Annotated in this window: 17 protein-coding genes; 14 read left to right on the top strand and 3 right to left on the bottom strand. The window is 34.1% G+C overall.

Annotated features, from left to right (window positions below):
- The 14 genes from recN (at window position 1) to BN1058_RS04935 (ending at window position 16888) form a co-directional block, all read left to right on the top strand.
- On the top strand, window positions 1–1734 hold the full coding sequence (recN, locus tag BN1058_RS05000) for a DNA repair protein RecN (protein WP_090853751.1): 1734 nt from the start codon (window positions 1–3) through the stop codon (window positions 1732–1734).
- Window positions 1735–1924: 190 nt separating this feature from the next.
- Window positions 1925–3208, top strand: coding sequence for a SpoIVB peptidase (gene spoIVB / locus BN1058_RS04995; protein ID WP_090853748.1), 1284 nt, complete (start codon window positions 1925–1927; stop codon window positions 3206–3208).
- Between the two features lie 239 nt (window positions 3209–3447).
- The gene (spo0A, locus tag BN1058_RS04990; protein WP_090853744.1) at window positions 3448–4233 is read left to right on the top strand and encodes a sporulation transcription factor Spo0A; all 786 of its coding nucleotides are present in this window, start codon (window positions 3448–3450) and stop codon (window positions 4231–4233) included.
- Window positions 4234–4340: 107 nt separating this feature from the next.
- Window positions 4341–4937, top strand: a complete 597-nt coding sequence (gene safA, locus BN1058_RS04985; protein WP_090853738.1) for a SafA/ExsA family spore coat assembly protein — start codon at window positions 4341–4343, stop codon at window positions 4935–4937.
- A gap of 209 nt (window positions 4938–5146) precedes the next feature.
- The gene (locus BN1058_RS04980; RefSeq protein ID WP_090853735.1) at window positions 5147–6499 is read left to right on the top strand and encodes an aspartate kinase; all 1353 of its coding nucleotides are present in this window, start codon (window positions 5147–5149) and stop codon (window positions 6497–6499) included.
- A 286-nt stretch (window positions 6500–6785) separates the two neighbouring features.
- Window positions 6786–7883 carry a Leu/Phe/Val dehydrogenase gene (locus BN1058_RS04975; protein ID WP_090853732.1) on the top strand — a complete coding sequence of 366 codons (1098 nt, stop codon included), beginning with the start codon at window positions 6786–6788 and terminating at the stop codon, window positions 7881–7883.
- 151 nt (window positions 7884–8034) lie between these two features.
- Complete coding sequence (lpdA, locus tag BN1058_RS04970) at window positions 8035–9459, top strand: dihydrolipoyl dehydrogenase (protein ID WP_090853729.1); 1425 nt, start codon at window positions 8035–8037, stop codon at window positions 9457–9459.
- Between the two features lie 14 nt (window positions 9460–9473).
- Window positions 9474–10466: a thiamine pyrophosphate-dependent dehydrogenase E1 component subunit alpha gene (locus tag BN1058_RS04965; protein WP_090853726.1), complete on the top strand. Its 993-nt coding sequence runs from the start codon at window positions 9474–9476 to the stop codon at window positions 10464–10466.
- Between the two features lie 13 nt (window positions 10467–10479).
- Window positions 10480–11463, top strand: a complete 984-nt coding sequence (locus BN1058_RS04960; RefSeq protein WP_090853723.1) for an alpha-ketoacid dehydrogenase subunit beta — start codon at window positions 10480–10482, stop codon at window positions 11461–11463.
- A 20-nt stretch (window positions 11464–11483) separates the two neighbouring features.
- Window positions 11484–12728 (top strand): dihydrolipoamide acetyltransferase family protein, encoded by a 1245-nt coding sequence (locus BN1058_RS04955; protein ID WP_090853720.1) that lies wholly within the window; start codon window positions 11484–11486, stop codon window positions 12726–12728.
- Window positions 12729–12961: 233 nt separating this feature from the next.
- Window positions 12962–13294 carry a DMT family transporter gene (locus BN1058_RS04950; RefSeq protein ID WP_090853717.1) on the top strand — a complete coding sequence of 111 codons (333 nt, stop codon included), beginning with the start codon at window positions 12962–12964 and terminating at the stop codon, window positions 13292–13294.
- Between the two features lie 6 nt (window positions 13295–13300).
- A complete protein-coding gene (locus BN1058_RS04945; protein ID WP_090853714.1) occupies window positions 13301–13615 on the top strand; it encodes a DMT family transporter in 315 nt (104 codons plus the stop codon).
- A gap of 141 nt (window positions 13616–13756) precedes the next feature.
- Window positions 13757–14674, top strand: coding sequence for an aldo/keto reductase (locus tag BN1058_RS04940; RefSeq protein ID WP_090853712.1), 918 nt, complete (start codon window positions 13757–13759; stop codon window positions 14672–14674).
- A 174-nt stretch (window positions 14675–14848) separates the two neighbouring features.
- The gene (locus BN1058_RS04935) at window positions 14849–16888 is read left to right on the top strand and encodes a methyl-accepting chemotaxis protein (protein ID WP_090853709.1); all 2040 of its coding nucleotides are present in this window, start codon (window positions 14849–14851) and stop codon (window positions 16886–16888) included.
- 70 nt (window positions 16889–16958) lie between these two features.
- On the opposite strand, the gene BN1058_RS04930 is transcribed toward BN1058_RS04935, so the two are convergent.
- The 3 genes from BN1058_RS04930 to BN1058_RS04920 all read right to left on the bottom strand — a co-directional run bounded on the left by BN1058_RS04930 (window position 16959) and on the right by BN1058_RS04920 (window position 20631).
- Window positions 16959–17783 (bottom strand): MBL fold metallo-hydrolase, encoded by an 825-nt coding sequence (locus BN1058_RS04930; protein WP_090853706.1) that lies wholly within the window; start codon window positions 17781–17783, stop codon window positions 16959–16961.
- Between the two features lie 169 nt (window positions 17784–17952).
- Entirely contained in the window at window positions 17953–18267 is a 315-nt protein-coding gene (locus BN1058_RS04925) for a DUF5634 family protein (RefSeq protein WP_090853703.1), read from the bottom strand.
- A 75-nt stretch (window positions 18268–18342) separates the two neighbouring features.
- Complete coding sequence (locus BN1058_RS04920) at window positions 18343–20631, bottom strand: EAL domain-containing protein (protein ID WP_090853699.1); 2289 nt, start codon at window positions 20629–20631, stop codon at window positions 18343–18345.
- Between the last annotated feature and the right edge of the window lie 50 nt (window positions 20632–20681).

The following is a 20681-nucleotide window of genomic DNA, read 5'->3' as shown; positions in this document are numbered from 1 at the left end:
GTGTTAACCGAGCTTTCAATTAAAGATTTTGCAATTATTGAAGAACTAACGATTACGTTTAAGAAAGGTTTGACTGTTTTAACTGGTGAGACAGGTGCTGGTAAATCCATTATTATTGATGCGATTGAATTACTTGCAGGTGGTAGAGGATCAGTTGAATTTGTAAGGCATGGTGCAAAGAAGGCAAGCTTAGAGGGATTATTTACGATTGATAACCCTTCACATCCCATTTATACAATAGCTACAGAATTTGGGATCGATATTGATACGGATGGTATGGTAGTTTTATCAAGAACAATCAGCTCGAATGGCAAAAGTATCTGTCGTGTGAATGGACATCTAGTTACCCTAGGTCTTTTAAAAGAATTTGGTAAAGTATTAATTGATATTCATACACAACATGAGACTCAGTCATTAATGGATGTGGAACGTCATATTGAATTATTAGATCTATACAATAAAAAACAGATGCAAGAAGCTAAGCAAGATTATCAATCCCTTTATCAAAAATTAACTGCTATTCAAAATCGTTATAGACAATTAAATGAAAATGAGCAAGAAATGGCACAACGTCTTGACTTATTAACCTTTCAATTAAAAGAGTTACAAGAAGCGGATTTGAGTCCTGGAGAAGACGAACAATTACGAAAAGAACGTGAGAAGCTGTTGAATTATGAAAGGATTTTTACGGGTGTTCGTGATGCATATGAAGCTTTAAGCGGTGAGCAGCGAGCAATTGATTGGCTTGGATTAGCCTTATCCGGTTTGGAGACTGTAAGTGAATACGATGCTTCTTTTTCAGATAAAAAGGAACAATTTTTAAATCATTTTTACCTGATAGAAGAAATGTCGATTGAACTACGAAATTACTTAGACTCATTAGAATATGATTCGGATAGATTAAATGAATTAGAAAGCAGATTAAATGAGATTAACCGACTTCAAAAAAAATACGGTCCGACCGTTGACGCTATGTTAGAATATGCATCCTCTATTGAAGATGAAATAGATGAAATAAAGGATAAAGACTCATCAATTGAAAAACTAGAGCAAGAATTAGCGGAGATTGGACAAGATGTGTTAGTCGAAGCCAAGCACCTTCACGATTTAAGAGTACAGGCTGCGAATTATCTTAAACAGACCATACACCAAGAATTAGAGGATCTTTATTTAGAAAAAGCTACATTTGACATTAAGATTTCGACGAAGAAAGGTAAAGTAGGGAATATTGAGTTAGACGGAAAGCCTGTCCAATTAGGTGAAAATGGGTATGATCATGTCCGCTTTCTAATATCAACTAATCCAGGAGAACCAGTTAAAGAGATGAATAAAGTAGCTTCTGGTGGTGAATTATCACGTATTATGCTGGCATTAAAAAAAATATTTGCACATCATCAAGGCGTAACCAGCGTTATATTTGATGAAGTTGATACTGGTGTGAGTGGAAGAGTTGCGCAAGCAATTGCAGAAAAGATTTACAATATTTCTACTGGATCCCAAGTTTTGTGCATTACGCACTTGCCTCAAGTAGCATCAATGGCTGATACACATTTGCTTATCCAAAAGCAAATAAAAGACAATCGAACAATCACCTCCGTTGAATCACTTTCCACAGATAAACGAATTACAGAAATAGGACGAATGATAACAGGAACTGAATTAACCGCCACATCACGAGAACATGCTCGTGAATTAATTGATCGGGCAGAACAATTAAAGCAAATTTATATATAATTATCCAATGCAAGCCATGTAGAATCCTTACTACATGGCTTTATGTTTTGTTTATCTAAAAATTATTATGCAATTAAGGAAATGATCTCCGTTTTTTCTGTTCTTTGCAGGGTTTAAAAAGAGAATGGAAAGGTCACATTAGAAATACAGAAAAAAATAAAAATGGGTTAAGGAACGAGGAGCGTGAAAGATGAAAAAAATTAATATACGAGCAGCCGTAGGAATTTTACTCCTTGTTACTTTCCTTAGCATGCCTTTTATACAACCTATTAAGGATTATATTTCAATCCCTAACGATATCACGATTTTCCACAATAACAAAGAAACGATTAAACTCCCAGGAGTTAGTAAGGTGCAGCAAACCGCAGCACAAATAGATAATGTTGTAAAAGCGGTTGATGCGTCAACTTTTCAAGCTGTTGATACAGGCAAAGGTAATATCGTTTATGAATTTGCTAACTTCCCAATAAAAAAAGTTGATGTGGATGTTCTAAATGATTACAAAGTTATTCCAGGAGGACAATCCGTTGGCGTAAAATTACAAACTTTAGGTGTGTTAGTTGTAGGACATCATTTAATTAACACAAAAAATGGAGAAATATCACCAGGTGAAGACGCTGATATACAAGTAGGCGATGTTATATTAAAAATAAATAATCAAGCGATTAAAAAAATGGAAGAAATAAAACCATTTGTAAACAAAGCTGGTGAAAAAGGTGAACCACTGGAACTCTTAATTAAACGTGGTGAGAAAAAAATTGAAAAAAAATTAACTCCCGCTTTAGATAAAAGTGAAGAAGCCTATCGAATTGGCTTGTATATTCGTGACTCTGCAGCAGGTATCGGGACAATGACTTTTTATGACCCAAAAACAAAAAAATATGGAGCATTAGGCCATGTGATTTCAGATATGGATACAAAAAAACCAATCCAAATTCATAATGGATCTATTGTAAGATCTTCAATTACCAATATTCAAAAAGGAAATAATGGAACTCCAGGTGAAAAGCAAGCTACATTTGAGAGAAATGACGAACCATTAGGCACCATTAGTAAGAATAGTCCATTTGGTGTTTTCGGTAAATTAAACAATAAATTACAGGTAAGTAAATGGAATAAACCAATGCCCATAGCATTATCCAGTCAAGTTGAAGTAGGAAATGCACAAATACTGACAGTTGTTGATGGAGAAAAGGTTGAAGCATTTGATATTGAAATTGTAAACAGTGTCGAACAAAAAAATCCAGCTACAAAAGGTATGATTATTAAAATTACTGATGATGAACTACTTGAGAAAACTGGAGGAATTGTTCAAGGAATGAGTGGAAGTCCAATTATTCAAAATGGAAAAATAATTGGAGCAGTAACACACGTTTTTGTAAACGATCCTACAAGTGGGTATGGTATACACATCGAATGGATGTTACAGGAGGCAGGAATTGATATATATCAAAAGCAAAGAAAAGCAAGTTAAACAAAAAACTCTTATTGTTCATAAACGATAAGAGTTTTTTGTTTTTGTAATTATATACAATTATTTTAAAAAAAATCACTACTATAAACTTTGTCGAAAATAAACGAAAATATGCGAATGAGTAAGAAAATCAAAGTAAAATTAAAAAAATAAAAGTTTTTTCAGTAAATTGAAGGAAAAAAATAACTAATGTCGAAAACAGTTACGTGAAAAGGATTGGAAATGAGGAGGAACAAAAAATGTTAGATAAGATTAAAATTTGTTTAGTGGATGACAATCAAGAATTAATAGAATTAATGGAGGATTATTTTGCAAGTCAGTCAGACATTGATGTAGTGGGAACAGCATACAATGGGAAAGATGGTCTGGCATTGATTCAAGAAAAAGAACCAGATATTGTTATATTAGATATCATTATGCCACATATAGATGGCTTGGCAGTGCTAGGAAAGCTCAGACAAATGAATTTGAAAAAAAGACCAAATGTTATTATGCTAACAGCCTTTGGACAAGAAGAAGTAACTAAAAACGCTGTTAACTTGGGAGCTTCCTATTTCATTTTAAAACCATTTGATTTAGACAACTTAGCTGATCAAATTAGACAAGTATATGGTATGCCAATCTCTGACACAAGACCTGTCAAAGAGAAAACAACAAAAGAACATGATAAATTTGATTTAGAAGCAAGTATTACACATATTATTCATGAAATTGGTGTACCAGCGCACATAAAAGGATATATGTATTTAAGAGAAGCAATTACGATGGTCTATAATGATATTGAATTATTGGGCTCAATCACTAAAGTGCTGTACCCAGATATTGCTAAAAAGTTTAATACAACTGCTTCACGAGTTGAACGTGCAATCAGACATGCGATCGAGGTCGCTTGGAGTAGGGGTAATATTGATTCCATTTCGTCATTATTTGGTTATACAGTTAATGTTTCAAAAGCAAAACCTACCAATAGTGAATTCATTGCAATGGTTGCGGATAGACTTCGACTGGAACATCGTGCTTCTTAGTGTTTATTTATAAAAATTTAATCAATAAAGTGTTAAAAGATATCAATTAATTAAATGTATAAACTTCCTTTTCTGTGACATCTTAAACAAAAAAGGAGGTTTTTATATTGAAAAAATGGTTATTTATTGCTGTATTGTTGTGCAGTGTTTTGTTACCGGTAAATGTATTAGCAAGTGAAAGTTACACAGTTAAACCAGGAGATACGATGTGGAAAATTGCTCTTCGCTATCAAATTGGTGTAACTGAAATAATAGAGGCCAATCCTCAAATTGAAAATCCAGATCTAATTTATCCAAAACAACAATTAACTATTCCAGATATTGATGCTACTAAACGAGTGGAGCACTTAGTCATTCAATTAACGAACCAAGAACGAGCAAAGCATGGTCTTTCAGCTTTAAAACCTGATTGGGAATTATCTCGAGTTGCCAGGTATAAATCCACAGATATGAAAAATAAAAATTACTTTTCTCATCAAAGCCCAACATATGGATCACCATTTACTATGATGAAGGACTTTGGAATATCTTACAGAAGAGCGGCTGAAAACATTGCAAGAGGGCAACAAACTCCACAACAAGTAGTTAGAGCTTGGATGAACAGTCCAGGACACAGGAAAAATATATTAGGTGACTTCTCACATATTGGTGTAGGTTACGTAGCTAATGGTAAATATTGGACGCAAATGTTTATAAAAAAATAAGCAAAAAAGCCTTGATTCAATCTCAAGGCTTTTTTTTCTGTATATAAGTGAATATGTTACAAAAAAATGGGATCTAATACACTGTAATGACTTGTATGGACAATTGCGCAAAGATAATCAAGAATAATCTGAATTTTGATATAACATTTTTTTAAAAAGTATGATAATATTTTAATAATATAGAAAAATAAAAATGGAGAGGTTTTGTAATGAAGGTATCAAAGTTCGGAGGGAGTTCAGTAGCAAATGCTGAACAACTAAAAAAAGTAGCAACAATTATTGATGCAGATTCTGATAGAAAGGTCATAGTTGTTTCAGCGCCAGGTAAACGTTCATCAGATGATACAAAAGTAACAGATTTATTAATTAAATTAGGAGAAGCTTATTTAAATAAGCAGTCCTATCAGCCACAATTACAGTTAGTAATCGAAAGATTTCAAGCTATTTTAGATGAACTCGGTCTTTCAAACAAAGTTATTGATGAAATAAAGGATGATGTAGAAACAGTAATTGCTAGTGATTACTCAGCCCAACTTAAATTAGAAGCCATTAAGTCGATTGGTGAAGATTCATTAGCTAAAGTATTAAGTGAATATCTCATAAAAATAGGATTAAATGCTACATATCTAAATCCCAAAGAAGCAGGAATTATATTAAGTGATCAACCCGGTAGTGCACAAATATTAGATGAAAGTTTTGATTTATTGTATAAATTGCATGATCGGGAAGAAATTGTTGTTATCCCAGGTTTCTTTGGTTATACAAAAGAAGGGAAACTAGTTACTTTTTCACGTGGTGGATCAGATATCACTGGTTCTATTGTAGCTGCAGGAGTAAAAGCAGATTTATATGAAAATTTCACAGATGTTGATTCGGTTTATTGTGTTAATCCAACCATTGTCGACAACCCAAAAGAAATTACATCACTAACTTATAAGGAAATGCGAGAATTGTCCTATGCTGGTTTTTCTGTGTTTCATGATGAAGCACTTATTCCTGCATTTAAAGCTAAAATACCTGTATGTATTAAAAACACAAATAACCCTGATGGACTGGGGACGATCATTGTTTCCGAAAAAGAAGTTAGAGGAAACCCTGTTGTAGGTATTGCATCAGATACAGGATTTTTAAGTTTATATGTAAGTAAGTATTTGATGAATAGAGAACTTGGATTCGGAAGACGTTTACTTCATATTCTAGAAGATGAAGATATTTCTTTTGAACATACACCGTCTGGTATCGATGATTTATCTGTTATTATACGTAAAAGTCAGCTTCCACTTGATAAAGAAGCAAAAGTGATCAAACGTATTCAAGAAGAATTGGATCCAGACCTAGTTTATACGGAAAGAGATTTAGCACTTATTATGATTGTAGGAGAAGATATGAATAGCACGATTGGCGTAGCTTCCAAAGCTACTGAAGCCTTTTCGCGTGCTAATGTTAATTTAGAAATGATAAACCAAGGATCTTCTGAGGTATCGTTAATGTTTGGTGTGAAAGAAGAAGGAGTAGAGAGAGCCGTTCGTTCTCTTTATGAAGCTTTTTTTGTAGAAGAATAAAATTAACAAGTCAACTAGGCAGGAATACATTAAAAGTTTTATAAGATGTACCTGCCTTTTTATTTGTAATATCAAATACTGCTACATTTATATGGTAACATTATTTGTTACAACATAACTTGCTAAATAGAACAGAAATAGCTATGATGGAAATAACAAAAAATGCAGAATTTCATATTTTCTGCTATTAGTTTAAGAAATGGCTATTTCATATCGCTTTAAAATTATTTAATGATAAAAATACTAGCGTAGAAGTGCTTCTTTCTTTATTTTGGGAGGTACAACAATGGAAATTTTTAATTACATGGAGACATATGACTATGAGCAATTAGTTATTTGTCAAGACAAGCAATCTGGTTTAAAAGCAATTATTGCAATTCATGATACTACATTAGGACCAGCTTTAGGTGGTACAAGAATGTGGAAGTATAATTCGGAGGCTGAGGCAATTGAAGATGCTCTTCGCTTAGCTAAAGGCATGACATATAAAAATGCTGCTGCAGGATTGAACCTAGGTGGAGGAAAAACGGTTATCATAGGTGATCCGAAAAAAGATAAAAATGAAGCGATGTTTCGTGCGTTTGGACGATATATTCAAGGGCTGAATGGGCGTTATATTACAGCTGAAGATGTAGGTACGACAGTGAGAGATATGGATATTATTCATGAAGAAACAAACTATGTAGCTGGTATTTCTCCTGCATTTGGTTCATCAGGAAACCCTTCACCAGTCACTGCTTATGGGGTTTATAAAGGAATAAAAGCTGCAGCAAAAGAGCAGTTTGGTTCGGACATATTAGAAGGAAAAATGATCGCTGTACAGGGCGTGGGTAGTGTAGCTTTAACATTATGTGATTATTTACATAAGGAAGGTGCCCAACTAATTGTATCTGATATAAATAAAGATGCTGTAAAATTAGCCGTTGATACGTATGATGCAAAAGCGGTGGACCCAACTGAAATTTATGATCAAGTCTGTGATGTTTTTGCTCCTTGTGCCTTAGGAGCTATTATCAATGACCAAACCATTCCGAGATTACAAACTAAAATTATTGCAGGAGCAGCCAATAATCAGCTGGAAAACACAATACATGGAGATGAACTTCATAATAGAGGGATATTATATGCACCCGATTTTGTCATCAATGCTGGTGGAGTGATTAATGTTGCTGATGAGTTAAATGGCTACAACCAAGATCGAGCATTTAGCAGAGTAGAAAAAATTTATGATAATTTATTAGAAGTATTTGCTATAGCAAAACGTGATAACATTCCTACTTATTTAGCGGCAGAAAGAATGGCGGAAGAAAGAATTAACTATTTGCGTTATTCACGTAAACAGTTTTTGCGAAATGAACACCATGCGATTAGTAGACATTATTAAATTTCAGAACTAAAATTCAACTTCACACGAATCAGTTTCAAAATAAATTTGGTTGTACTTCATTTTAATAATTGAGATAATATATTTTGACGAGCATCATTAACAACCATTTAATATTATTTTTTTAACCCTATTTTAAGGAGGGATTTTTATGACTAAAAATTATGACCTAGTCATAGTAGGTGGTGGTACCGGAGGTTATATTGCAGCAATTCGAGCTTCACAATTAGGATTGAAAACGGCAATCGTGGAAAAAGATAAGTTAGGTGGCACCTGTCTACATCAAGGGTGCATACCATCTAAAACTTTATTAAAAAGTGCAGAAATATATCAACAATTGTTAGAAGCGTCTACTTATGGTATTCGAGTTCATGATGTAAGTATTGATTTTCTAAAAGTTCAAGAAAGAAAACAACTAATTATTGATCAATTGTATCAAGGAGTAATTGGTCTAATGAAAAAAGGAAAAATTGATATTTATGAAGGAGTAGGTAGAATATTAGGTCCATCGATCTTCTCTCCAAATGCGGGAACTATTTCTGTAGAGATGAATGATGGAACAGAAAATGAGATGCTTATTAGTAAAAATGTTGTCATAGCAACTGGGTCCAAAGTTAAAACGCTAAAAAATTTAGAAATAGATGGAGATACTATACTGTCTTCTAATGAAGCACTAAATCTTGAAGCATTACCTGACTCTATGCTAATTGTTGGAGCGGGTGTCATCGGTATTGAATGGGCATCGATGCTTACGGATTTTGGCGTGCAAGTTACCTTGATTGAAGCTTCAAAGCAAGTATTGCCTTCTGAAGATCGTGCGATTGCAAAAGAAATGCAACGCTTGTTAAAGAAAAAAGGAGTTACGATTTATACAGATGTCCAATTACAAGTAGATACAATCAAAAAAGACAATAAGGTAAGCGTGCAATTAAAACAAAAGGATCAATTAGTCACCGTACAAGCAGATAAACTCCTATTAGCAATTGGTCGTGAAGCAGCGGTAGATAATATGGGACTCGAAAATACAGCTATTCAATTAGATGGAGATGGATTTATTAAAGTGAACCAACACTATCAAACGAAAGAATCACATATCTATGCAATAGGTGATTGTATTGGTGGAATGCAACTTGCACATGTGGCTTCGCATGAAGGGAAGCATGCAATAGAGCATATCGCTGACTTAGATCCAGCTCCATTAAACTACCAAAACATTCCTTCCTGTGTCTACTCTAAGCCTGAAGTTGCGCATGTTGGATATACAGAGCAAGAAGCAAAAGATTTAGGTTATCAGATCGAAAAGGGAACCGTTCGATTTGGGGCAATAGGGAAGGCTCTAATTAATGGTACGTCTGATGGATTTGTTAAAATAATCTCTGATAAAAAAACAAAAGATTTATTAGGTGTTCATATTATTGGTGGAAATGCAACAGAATTAATATCAGAAGCAGGACTAGCTCAAATGTTGGATGCTGTTCCATGGGAAATTGGTGAAACGATTCACCCACACCCATCATTATCTGAAGCCTTAGCTGAAGCAGCATTAGATATTAATAAGATGAAAATTCATGGATAAGAGGAGGAATATATATGAGTGGAAATAGGCATCAAAGTCTAGGGTTATCAAATGAAGATGTTATAGAAATGTATCGTGTGATGTTGTTAGCACGTCGAATTGATGAACGTATGTGGTTGTTAAACCGTTCTGGAAAAATTCCCTTTGTTGTTTCTTGCCAAGGACAAGAAGCGCAGCAAGTAGCAGCTTCATTTGCATTAAATCGTTCAGAAGACTACGCAGCTCCGTATTATCGTGATGTAGGAGTAGTGCTTTCATTTGGAATGACTGCAAAAGACTTAATGCTCCAAGCATATGCGAAAGCAGACGATCCAAACTCAGGTGGAAGACAAATGCCCGGTCATTTTGGTCAAAAGAAAAATCGTATGTTAAGTGGTTCCTCACCAGTAACGACACAAGTCCCTCATGCAGTCGGTATAGGCTTAGCTGCAAAAATGGAAAATAAATCAATCGTTAGTTTTGTAACACTTGGAGAAGGATCTTCCAATCAAGGCGATTTTCATGAAGGATTAAATTTTGCTGCTGTCCAAAAACTCCCTGTGATTACCATGGTGGAAAATAATCAATACGCTATCTCTGTACCTTTAAACAAACAAGTTGCGTGTAAAAATATCTCTGATCGCGCAATAGGATATGGGATGCCTGGAATTACAGTTGATGGTAATGACCCACTCGCTGTTTATGAAGCAGTAAAACAAGCAGCAGACAGAGCAAGAAACGGAGAAGGACCAACTTTAATTGAGGCTGTGTCCTATCGGTTAACACCCCACTCTAGCGATGATGATGATCGAAGCTATCGAAACAGAGAAGAAGTAGAAGAAGCAAAAGAAAAAGATGGATTACTTTCTTTTAAAACCTATTTACAAGAACAACAAGTATTGACAGATGAGCGCTTAGAACAAATGGAGCAGGAGATAAAAGAAGAAATCAATCAGGCAACAGATTATGCAGAAAATGCAGCCTATGCCAGCCCAGAATCAATTTATGACTTCGTATATGGAAACTAAGGGAGGGGAAATGATGCCAGTTTTATCATATATTCAAGCAGTTACAAAAGCACTACAAGAAGAAATGGAACGTGATGAGAAAGTATTTGTTTTAGGAGAAGATGTAGGTGTTCGTGGTGGTGTATTCCGAGCTACAGATGGATTATATCAACAGTTTGGTGAATCCAGAGTAATAGATACACCGTTAGCGGAATCTGCAATTGCAGGAGTTGGAATAGGTGCAGCCATGTATGGCATGCGACCAGTAGCAGAAATGCAATTCGCTGATTTTATATTACCGGCAGTCAATCAGATTATTTCAGAAGCAGCTAAAATGCGTTATCGATCCAATAATGATTGGACATGTCCGATTACCATACGTGCACCATATGGTGGTGGTGTACATGGTGCGCTTTATCATTCACAATCCATTGAAGCCATTTTTGCTAATCAACCTGGTTTAAAAATTGTAATGCCATCGTCACCCTATGATGTGAAAGGGTTATTAAAAGCAGCGATACGTGATAATGACCCTGTATTGTTTTTAGAGCATAAACGTGCCTATCGTTCCATAAAAGAAGAAGTTCCAGATACAGATTATACATTGCCTATTGGAAAAGCGGATGTAAAACGAGAAGGTTCTGATATTACGGTAATTACTTATGGATTGTGCGTACAGTGGGCGATTAAAGCAGCGGAAAACTTAGCAGCGGAAGGAATTGATGTGCATATCCTAGATCTTCGTACCATCTATCCTTTAGATCAGGAGGCGATCAAACAAGCCGCATCAAAAACTGGAAAAGTACTATTGATTACAGAAGACAACAAAGAAGGAAGTATTATCGGTGAAGTAGCAGCTATTATAAGCGAGCACTGTTTATTTGATTTAGACGCACCAATTAAACGTTTAGCTGGTCCGGATGTACCTTCTATGCCGTATGCTCCTCCACTAGAAAAAGAATTTATGATTAATCAAGATAAAATAGAAGCAGCGATGCGTGATTTGGCTGAATTTTAAAGGAAACAAGAGGTGATAGTATGGGTCTAGAAAAAATAACAATGCCACAACTAGGAGAAAGTGTAACAGAAGGAACCATTAGCAACTGGCTTATTCAACCTGGTGATCACGTAAGTAAATACGATCCAATTGCCGAAGTTCTAACTGATAAGGTGAATGCGGAAGTACCATCTTCTTTTACCGGGACAATAAAAGAACTTATTGCACAAGAAGATGAAACGATAGCTGTTGGAGATGTGATGTGTTTAATCGAAACGGAAACAAATGAGAAAACTAGTGAATCAAACGTTTCAAAAGCAAAAACAGAAACAGAAATAAATCAATCACATGAAACCAATCAAACCGATATGAAAAAAAGATATTCCCCGGCTGTCTTACGTTTAGCTCAAGAGAATAGTATTGACCTTTCAGAAGTAAAAGGAAATGGTCGTGCTGGTCGAATTACGAGAAAAGATATCGAAAAAGTAATTGCCGATAGGTCAAATCAAGTAGAGTCAGCACCAATGCCAGTCGATAAGGAGAATAATAGATCCAATAAATCAAGCGATAATATTTATACACAAGCAGGAGATAAGGAAATTCCAGTTACGGGTATTAGAAAAGCAATAGCAAACAATATGGTACGCTCAACTACGGAAATACCTCATGCATGGATGATGATAGAAGTAGATGTCACTAATTTAGTGAATTATCGAAATGCGGAAAAAGATGCATTTAAAGAGACGGAAGGGTATAATTTATCTTATTTTGCATTTTTCTTAAATGCTATTGCAAAGGCATTAAAGAAATTCCCTGAATTAAATAGTTCATGGGCCGGTGATAAAATTGTTCAACATAAAGATATTAATTTATCCATTGCTGTTGCTCATGGAAAAGAATTATTTGTTCCTGTTATTAAAAATGTAGATGAAAAGAGTATTAAAGGAATAGCAAAAGAAATCGACCAATTATCGAAAAAAGCTAGAAACGGTAGTCTAACACAAGAAGATATGAAAGGTGGTACCTTTACCGTTAATAACACAGGTTCGTTTGGATCGGTTCAATCGATGGGAGTCATCAATTATCCTCAAGCTGCGATTCTACAAGTAGAATCCATTGTAAAAAGGCCGGTCATTATTGATGATATGTTTGCTGCACGTGATATGGTTAATTTATGTCTTTCTCTAGATCATCGTGTATTAGATGGTGTGATTTCTGGCCAATTTATGTCACATATCAAAGGAATATTAGAAAATATTTCTGGTGATACTACTCCTATTTATTAACACCATTATCCAATATTTTTATCACATAAGTAATTGAATAAAGGCCAACTACATGTTAAAGTTTACTAATTGCAAAAAATGTTTTCTGGGATTATTCGACAATTTGTTTGGTCGCGTTCAACGGAAAACGCACAGTATTGCTGTGTTACCGACTGACAAAAGCCTAGGAGATCTGATTAGACAGTCTCCTAGGCTTTTTACTTTCAAGTAATTATTCCTGGAGGTGTTTGTAAGTGAATAAAAACTGGATGAAAGTAGTAATTGCTGCTTTTTTTGAAGTTTTCTGGGTTATTGGATTAAAACACGCAGATGATTTTTGGTCTTGGATTGGAACGATTATTTCCATTATAGTAAGTTTTTACTTAATGATTATGGCTGGTAAACAACTACCAGTAGGAACTGTTTATGCAGTTTTTGTAGGATTAGGTACTGCTGGAACTGTTCTTTCTGAAATAATATTTTTTGGAGAACCATTCATAATGAGTAAGATATTATTGATTATATTGTTGCTAGCGGGTGTAATCGGTTTGAAAATGGTAACAAAAGATAGTTCAGAAAGGAGTTGATACCTAATGGCATGGTTTTTCTTAGTGCTAGCAGGTTTAGCAGAAATGGTTGGTGTTGCTATGATAAATAAATTTCATAAAGACCGTAATGGAAAATCACTCCTTTTATTATTGCTTGGATTCGGAACAAGTTTCATATTTCTATCTTATGCATTAGAAACACTTCCAATGGGTACAGCATATGCGATATGGACAGGAATTGGTGCGTCAGGTGGTGCAATATTGGGAATGCTTTTATATGGTGAATCAAAGAATTGGAAAAGAATTATCTTCATTATAATGGTGTTAGGCGCTGCTATCGGTTTAAAGTTAATATCTTAAGAGTGGCGATATTATCCAAAATGAATAAATAGATTCTTGAAAATATTAAAATAAAATAATTTCTTCGTAAAATATTTAATAAAATGATAAAATAATATAGTGTAATCTAAGGTAAGCAATGATCATGAAAGAGGTGTTTGAATGAAAAAATTACAACTAGGTAAAAGTGAATTAGAAGTTGGAGAGATCTCTTTAGGCTGTATGCGCATGAATGATCTCTCTAAAAAAGAAGCATCTTATGTAATTGAAAATGCCCTAGATTTAGGTGTTGATTTATTCGATCATGCCGATATTTATGGGGGCGGAGAATCAGAAAGAGTTTTTGCTGAGGCAATGAATGAAAACCCATCTATTAGGAAGAAAATCTATTTGCAATCCAAATGTGGCATACGCAAGGGTTACTTTGATTTCTCAAAAGAGCACATTGTGTCTTCAGCAGAAGCAAGTTTAAAGCGGTTACAAACGGATTATTTAGATACTTTTCTCCTACATCGTCCTGATACATTAATGGAACCAGAAGAAGTAGCAGAAGCATTTCGAGAACTAAAAGACAGTGGTAAAGTTCGCTATTTTGGTGTAAGTAATCAGAACCCTTATCAGATGGAGTTGTTAAAAAAGTATCTATCGGATGATCTGATTGTTAATCAAGTGCAATTAAGTATCATGCACACACCAATGATTGACGCAGGTTTAAATGTTAATATGCAACATGACAAAGCAGTTGACCGTGATAATGGCGTTTTAGAATATTGTCGATTAAATGATATTACCGTACAAGCATGGTCACCATTTCAATACGGTATGATTGAAGGTCCTTTTATAGGTAACGATGATTTTCCACAAGTAAATGAGAAGTTAACAGAAATCGCTGAGAAAAAAGGAGTAACTGCTACCACAATAGCGATTGCTTGGATTTTACGACACCCTGCAAGAATACAACCTGTTGTAGGAACAATGAATACGGAAAGATTAAAGCAGATTGAAAAAGCTTCTCACATTGAACTAACAAGAGAAGAGTGGTATGAACTTTATCGATCCGCTGGAAATACATTACCATAAAGTGCAAGCGTGTTTCTTTTTAGGAACACGTTTTTTTATCGTTCTATTTTACTAATTTTAAACAAATGAAATATTTCACAAAAACGTGTTAAAATAATGAAATATTTCATGTATAATGTCATTTGATATATGTTTAATAGAAGTAACTAATTAAATGATAAGGGTAGGAACATTATGTTTAAAAAAATAAAAAACAAATGGAATAACAGAGGGATTCGTACTACGCTCATTACATATTTTAGTCTTATTGCAATGATTCCAGTGGTTATTATGGGCGTTATTGCTTATAATCAATCAGCTCATGCATTAGAACAAGAGGTTGGTAATAAGGTGAAAGATTTTGCTTCTGTTCACATGGAAAAATTAGATAGGATTATGTATGAAAGATCTAGAGACATGCAACTGTTAGCAAACGAATTATCGAATATGGAGATAAATAATATCAAGCAAAATAAATTAACAGATTTTCTTGATAATCAAGTAAATCAAATGGTATATTTCGCTTCTCTATCATTTTCTGATCAAAATGGAGATATAGTTGGCTTTTCAAGTAATTTAACTGCTGAATATCAACCGAATCAGCAACCAACCATTCAATCATCTGAGGACATGGTATATTCAGATGTTTACTATAGTAGTGAATTAGATAAACATGTAATTGCAATCACTGCTGATGTTATGAAAAATCAAAATAAAATTGGTACTGTAGAAGGTACATTTGATATTACATATATTTGGGAAGATATTAATAGCATCTCTACAGACACCATGGTTGTGGAGTTAATTAATCAAAATGGTGAAAAAGTCGCTGATACGGTTGCAAGTGCTAGTGTGACAGATGAAGAAACAAAAGAATCAATGTTTCAAACGACTACTGAAATGTTAGAGAGGTTGGAAGGGGTAAAAGCAGGTGATGCATCCTATTACTCTGGTAAAGATAATAACAATCAAGATGCAATTATTGGATATGCTAAGAGTGAGGGGTACTTAGATTATCCAGGATTTAATTGGACATTAGTTGTAACTGAGCCAACATCAATTGCTTTATCTTCGATTGCTTCAATAAGAAATGTTATTTCAGTTATCGCTTTATCTACATTAGTGGGCGTTATCATTGTATCTATTTTATTAGCTAAAATGATTGCAAAACCACTTATTCAGTTGAAAAACAAAGCACGAACGATTGCAGAAGGAAACCTTACGGATAAAGTAGCTATCCGCGGTCGGGGGGAAGTAAGACAACTTTCACAAGCAATGAATCAGATGACTGATCATTTGCGAGAAGCAATTTCTTATACTAAGAAAGCATCTAATCGTATTAATGAACAGAGTAATGCCTTAAAAGACATCTGTTATAATCTGAAAGATGGTAGCGAACAACTTACTTCAACCACTCAAGAGATGGCTGCAGGTGCTGATGAGCAAGCAACTTCTTCTGCACAAATAGCCACAGCAGGAAAATCGTTTGATAACAAGGTCAAACAAGTGAAGAAAAATGCGGATGAATTAAAGATATCTTCTCAAGAAGTTTCTGAATCAGCTATAAAAGGTAATCGTCAAGTTAACCATACAATGGAACAAATGGATACGATTAATACCAATGTTAAAAATGCAGTGGATAATGTAAAAGAGCTAGAAAAACAGTCAAAAGCTGTATCGGAATTGACCTCAGTTATTAATAAAATTACAGAACAAACGAACTTACTTGCTTTAAATGCCGCAATTGAATCTGCAAGAGCAGGGGAGTCGGGTAAAGGTTTTAGCGTAGTTGCTAATGAAATAAAAAAATTAGCGGAACAGGTAAGTGTCTCTGCAATAGACATTGCTCAAGTCATGAGCAAGATGCAACAAGAATCTAATCGCTTGCAGCAGTCGCTTAAACATACTTATGAACAAGCAGACAAAGGTGTCCAAGACATTAAAGAGTCCGCCTCCTATTTTTCAACCATCATGAATGAAGTGGAGGGAATGAATAACCATATCACGCTTGTTGCTGAAAACTTAGAATTAATTGAATTAAATAGTAATGAAATGAATAAAGGAATGGAACAAATAGCATCTGTTTCTCAGGAGAATGCAGCAAACATCGAAGAAACCACTGCTGCTATCCAACAACAAAAAGATGCAGTTGATTATTTAACTAATCAGTCAAATATACTTGAAGATTTATCTGCAGAACTAAAAAATATAATAACCAAATTTACGATTGATTAATATAAGATTGAATAAAGTAGGTTAATATTAAAACTGAAATAGCTTCTCAGAAGGTAATATTATACCTACTTTATTTATTTTTTTTATGCTTCGGTATCGCAATTTCTTCAAAATTAGTAATTAAATGTTCTAATCCTTTTTCTAGAGAATCACCTTCCATAGGTAAACCATGGCCAGCTAATAATAATTTAGGGCGCAACTTGATAATATGTTCAACAGATTGTTTAGCGAGATCCCAATTTTCTGTAAAAAAAGCTGGAGGTCCATAGATTTTACCTATAGGAAAAAACATGGCTAAAGCTGATTCTGGGTTTTCGGTTGCAACTGCATCTCCTGCGATCAATACACGATCTTTTTCTTTAAATAATGAAATGTGTCCAGGTGTATGGCCTGGAGTATGGATAATGGTCCAACCATCTAATAACGTGTTTTCTAATTCTTTTGTAATTGGTTGTAACCATTTAGATAGTTGAATGGGCTTTTTCGGAAAAAGAGGAGAGATTAATGAGATTAACCCTCCACCCACGGTTGGATCAACTGGTGGATATGCTAACGATCCATTTAAATAAGGAAGCTCTTCTTGGTGTGCATATATTGGTACATCCCAATACTTTGCTAATGCTTTTGCCGAACCAACATGATCAAAGTGTCCGTGTGTAAGAATAATAGCTTTTGGTGGTGTGTCTGGAAACCGCCTTTGTGCTGCTACAAGAATCCTTTCATGATATTGGGCTACTCCTGTGTCAATTAAAACCCATGATTCATTTGAAGGATTGCCTACCATATATATATTGGATACAAGTGTACGATACATAGCGATATCTTCTGAAATCTCTTTTGCTTCAGCATGTTCGAACTCATCCTGATGTTCCTCGATATTCTTGTCAATATTCATTAGTGTTTGTATCTCCTTCTAACCATATAGATAATAAGGATAGTCTTACACAGAAGACAATGTTTTATACAAAAGAAGACCAAAGCACAAAAGTGTATAGGTAAACAAAGAACACCAACTATAATGTTTTAAATCATTTTGGGTAAGAAAGTTTTATTATTCTGATTTTTCAAGCAATTTCTAAAGCGTGTATGACTTCTTGTAAGAATTCATATCCCTTTTTTTGATAGGATTTAACTGTATTTACATGGGTGATTGTCCAAATAGGTGTTAATGCAATAAGCTTATCTGTATCGTATTTTAAGTAAGGTAGGTAAACTTCATAAATCTGCTCTTTTTTAAGGATTTTATAGCCTAGATGACACAATACTTCATTATAATGCTGTTCAAAAATGCTAATATGTTCGGCAGTGCATGATTCTTTCCAAATTGGTAGTTGATCATGTAATTGATTAATAATTTGTTGTTTTGGTAGTAATTCCATGAAAATATCTCCATTCTAATTTGATTATTATCAGAATGGGTAAAAATGATTGGTTTTATACAATGATAGCTACACTTAATCCGATGCTTTAGCATTTTTCTTTATATTATCGAAAAAAAGAAAAGGATTTTCATTTGAAAAATTTGTGCCATCCATTTTTTCTTTCTTTTTTTCCAATACAGACATTTTATTTAAGTATTTAGCTAGATGATCTTTCTGTTGCTCATCTATATTAGGGAAATGTATACCATAATAAAAAATATTTCCACCAGCTTCTTCTTTCCATATGAATTTCCCTGGATAGACAAACGTTTCATCCATTAAGGTAAATGTGAATTTAAATTGTAATTGAGATTGAATTGGTAGATCAAGGTGTGACATTATCTTGAGACCTTCTAAGCTGATATTTTCAATTAATATGTTTGTTCCTGCTAAATCAATTTTCTTTTTATTAACACTTGTAATGTGCATCTCGCCAATAATCATCGAGTGGAAAGAGAAGCGATGATATTTTCTTCTTTCTATTTCTGGCTTATTTATTGACGATGGTTTTGGCAAAGCGACGTAACCCGTCTTATTCATTTCTTCATACGTTTTTAAAGGAACGGGTTTGCTCAAAATATAGCCTTGAAGCATGGGACATTCTTTCTGTTTTAAGAACAGGTATTGCTCATATGTTTCGATTCCTTCAGCTACAACTTCAATGTTCAATTGTTTGGCTAAGTGTAAGATGGTAGTAATGATTGCTTTATCTTTTGAGTCAGTTTCTAACATATTTTGTGTAAAAGCCTTATCAATTTTAATTGTATCGAATTCGAAATCACGTAAATATTCCAAGAAAGAATAACCAACTCCAAAGTCATCAATAGCGATTTTTAATCCTAGCTGTTTTAACTGTTTTAGCATTTTTATTATATTCGCTTTATCTTTTATAAATAGTCGTTTGGTAATTTCTAAAGTTATATACTTTGCTGGTATTTGATAGGTTTCTAAAGTTTTTTTGAAAAAGTCCAAAAACCCTTTTCTATAAAAACGAGTAGGGGAGATATTTATTGCTATAGGACGCAAAGGAAGGTTTTGCTCTTTCCAAAATGCTAATTGCTTAACCACTTGCTCAAATACCCAATCACCAATCTCGTGAATAAGATGATTATCTTCTGCTAAGGGAATAAAGTCATTTGGAGAAATTAATCCCCAATCTTTATGATTCCAGCGTATGAGTGTTTCTGCGCTCTCTATTACTCCATTTTTAGTGTTTATAATTGGTTGGTAATAAAGTTCAAAATCATTATTTATAAGTGCTTCACGCATATCTCTTTCTAATATGAATTGTTTGTAGGTCGAAATATTTTCTTTGTGTGATAAGGTTTGATAATTATTTCTTCCGATTTCCTTGGCTTTCTGTAGAGCTTTGTGCGCTTTTTCAAATAAAAGTGTGGCATTATCTCCATCATCAGGGAAAAAACTAATACCAATACTTATTGTAACAATTAGTTCAAAGCGATTGATTAAAATAGGTTCTTGCATGGATTGAATAATTTGATCGGATAAGTTAAATATTTTCTTCTTATTGGTTTCATTTTCTATAATTATAATAAAGTCATTACTGTTAAATCTGGCGACAAAATTTAATCCGGCATGATGTGCTAGCTTCGTTGCTATTTCTTTAATTACTTGGTCCCCGCTCTTGAAACCAAGTGACTGGTTAATAGCCGATAAACGATCAATATTAAAATAGAGTAAAGCAAATGGTTTCTTCTGTTTAATCAATTTATCCAGCTTATTTGTTGCACGGTAGTAATTAGGTAGTTCAGTTAGTTGATCATATGTAGCTAAGTAATTTATTTCTTGTTGTAGTTGTTTTTCTTTTGTAATGTCAACTAGAACACCAAAGATTCGGGCTAATTGGTCATTTTCATTAAACCAAGGAATGGTTTGATCATACACCCACTTTACCTTTCCATTAGGTAATTGTATGCGATACTGTTGATAAAGCGTTTCTCCTTTTAGTAGTGCTTGTTGTTGATGCAAAATATTGTTTTTATCTTCCGGATGAATAATATCTTCCCATACGGTAGCGTTATCATAGATGTCGTGTAAAGGCATCTCGAATAACTCTTCGGTTCCTTCTGAAGCGTACGTAACTGTATTCGTTTCAAAATCTTTCATCCAAATAGCAGCATGAATATGATCCATCATATATTCATAAGTACGGATTGTTTCTTCTAGTTCAGTGACAGAAGATTTTGTTTCTGCTTCTTCAAGTGAATGTGTTGTTGCATCAACCTTTTCATTGGAATAAGATGCTTGATTAAGATGTTTAAAAAGATTTCTGATAAAGTTATTAAATGGATTGTCATTCATTAGTTATCACCTTGGCTTTCATAAGGATCAGTTTATTTTAGTATACAATG

It is taken from the genome of Paraliobacillus sp. PM-2 (genome assembly GCF_001368815.1).
Taxonomy (GTDB): domain Bacteria; phylum Bacillota; class Bacilli; order Bacillales; family Amphibacillaceae; genus Paraliobacillus.
This window is presented reverse-complemented; position numbering and strand designations above follow the sequence as displayed.

Bases quoted from the DNA above. Each gene is read 5' to 3' on its own strand.
- BN1058_RS04965 (WP_090853726.1), top strand. From the start codon at position 9,474: ATGAGTGGAAATAGGCATCAAAGTCTAGGGTTATCAAATGAAGATGTT.
- BN1058_RS04975 (WP_090853732.1), top strand. From the start codon at position 6,786: ATGGAAATTTTTAATTACATGGAGACATATGACTATGAGCAATTAGTT.
- BN1058_RS04920 (WP_090853699.1), bottom strand. From the start codon at position 20,631: ATGAATGACAATCCATTTAATAACTTTATCAGAAATCTTTTTAAACAT.
- spo0A (WP_090853744.1), top strand. From the start codon at position 3,448: ATGTTAGATAAGATTAAAATTTGTTTAGTGGATGACAATCAAGAATTA.
- BN1058_RS04940 (WP_090853712.1), top strand. From the start codon at position 13,757: ATGAAAAAATTACAACTAGGTAAAAGTGAATTAGAAGTTGGAGAGATC.
- BN1058_RS04960 (WP_090853723.1), top strand. From the start codon at position 10,480: ATGCCAGTTTTATCATATATTCAAGCAGTTACAAAAGCACTACAAGAA.
- BN1058_RS04935 (WP_090853709.1), top strand. From the start codon at position 14,849: ATGTTTAAAAAAATAAAAAACAAATGGAATAACAGAGGGATTCGTACT.
- BN1058_RS04945 (WP_090853714.1), top strand. From the start codon at position 13,301: ATGGCATGGTTTTTCTTAGTGCTAGCAGGTTTAGCAGAAATGGTTGGT.
- spoIVB (WP_090853748.1), top strand. From the start codon at position 1,925: ATGAAAAAAATTAATATACGAGCAGCCGTAGGAATTTTACTCCTTGTT.
- BN1058_RS04955 (WP_090853720.1), top strand. From the start codon at position 11,484: ATGGGTCTAGAAAAAATAACAATGCCACAACTAGGAGAAAGTGTAACA.
- BN1058_RS04930 (WP_090853706.1), bottom strand. From the start codon at position 17,783: ATGAATATTGACAAGAATATCGAGGAACATCAGGATGAGTTCGAACAT.
- lpdA (WP_090853729.1), top strand. From the start codon at position 8,035: ATGACTAAAAATTATGACCTAGTCATAGTAGGTGGTGGTACCGGAGGT.
- BN1058_RS04925 (WP_090853703.1), bottom strand. From the start codon at position 18,267: ATGGAATTACTACCAAAACAACAAATTATTAATCAATTACATGATCAA.
- BN1058_RS04980 (WP_090853735.1), top strand. From the start codon at position 5,147: ATGAAGGTATCAAAGTTCGGAGGGAGTTCAGTAGCAAATGCTGAACAA.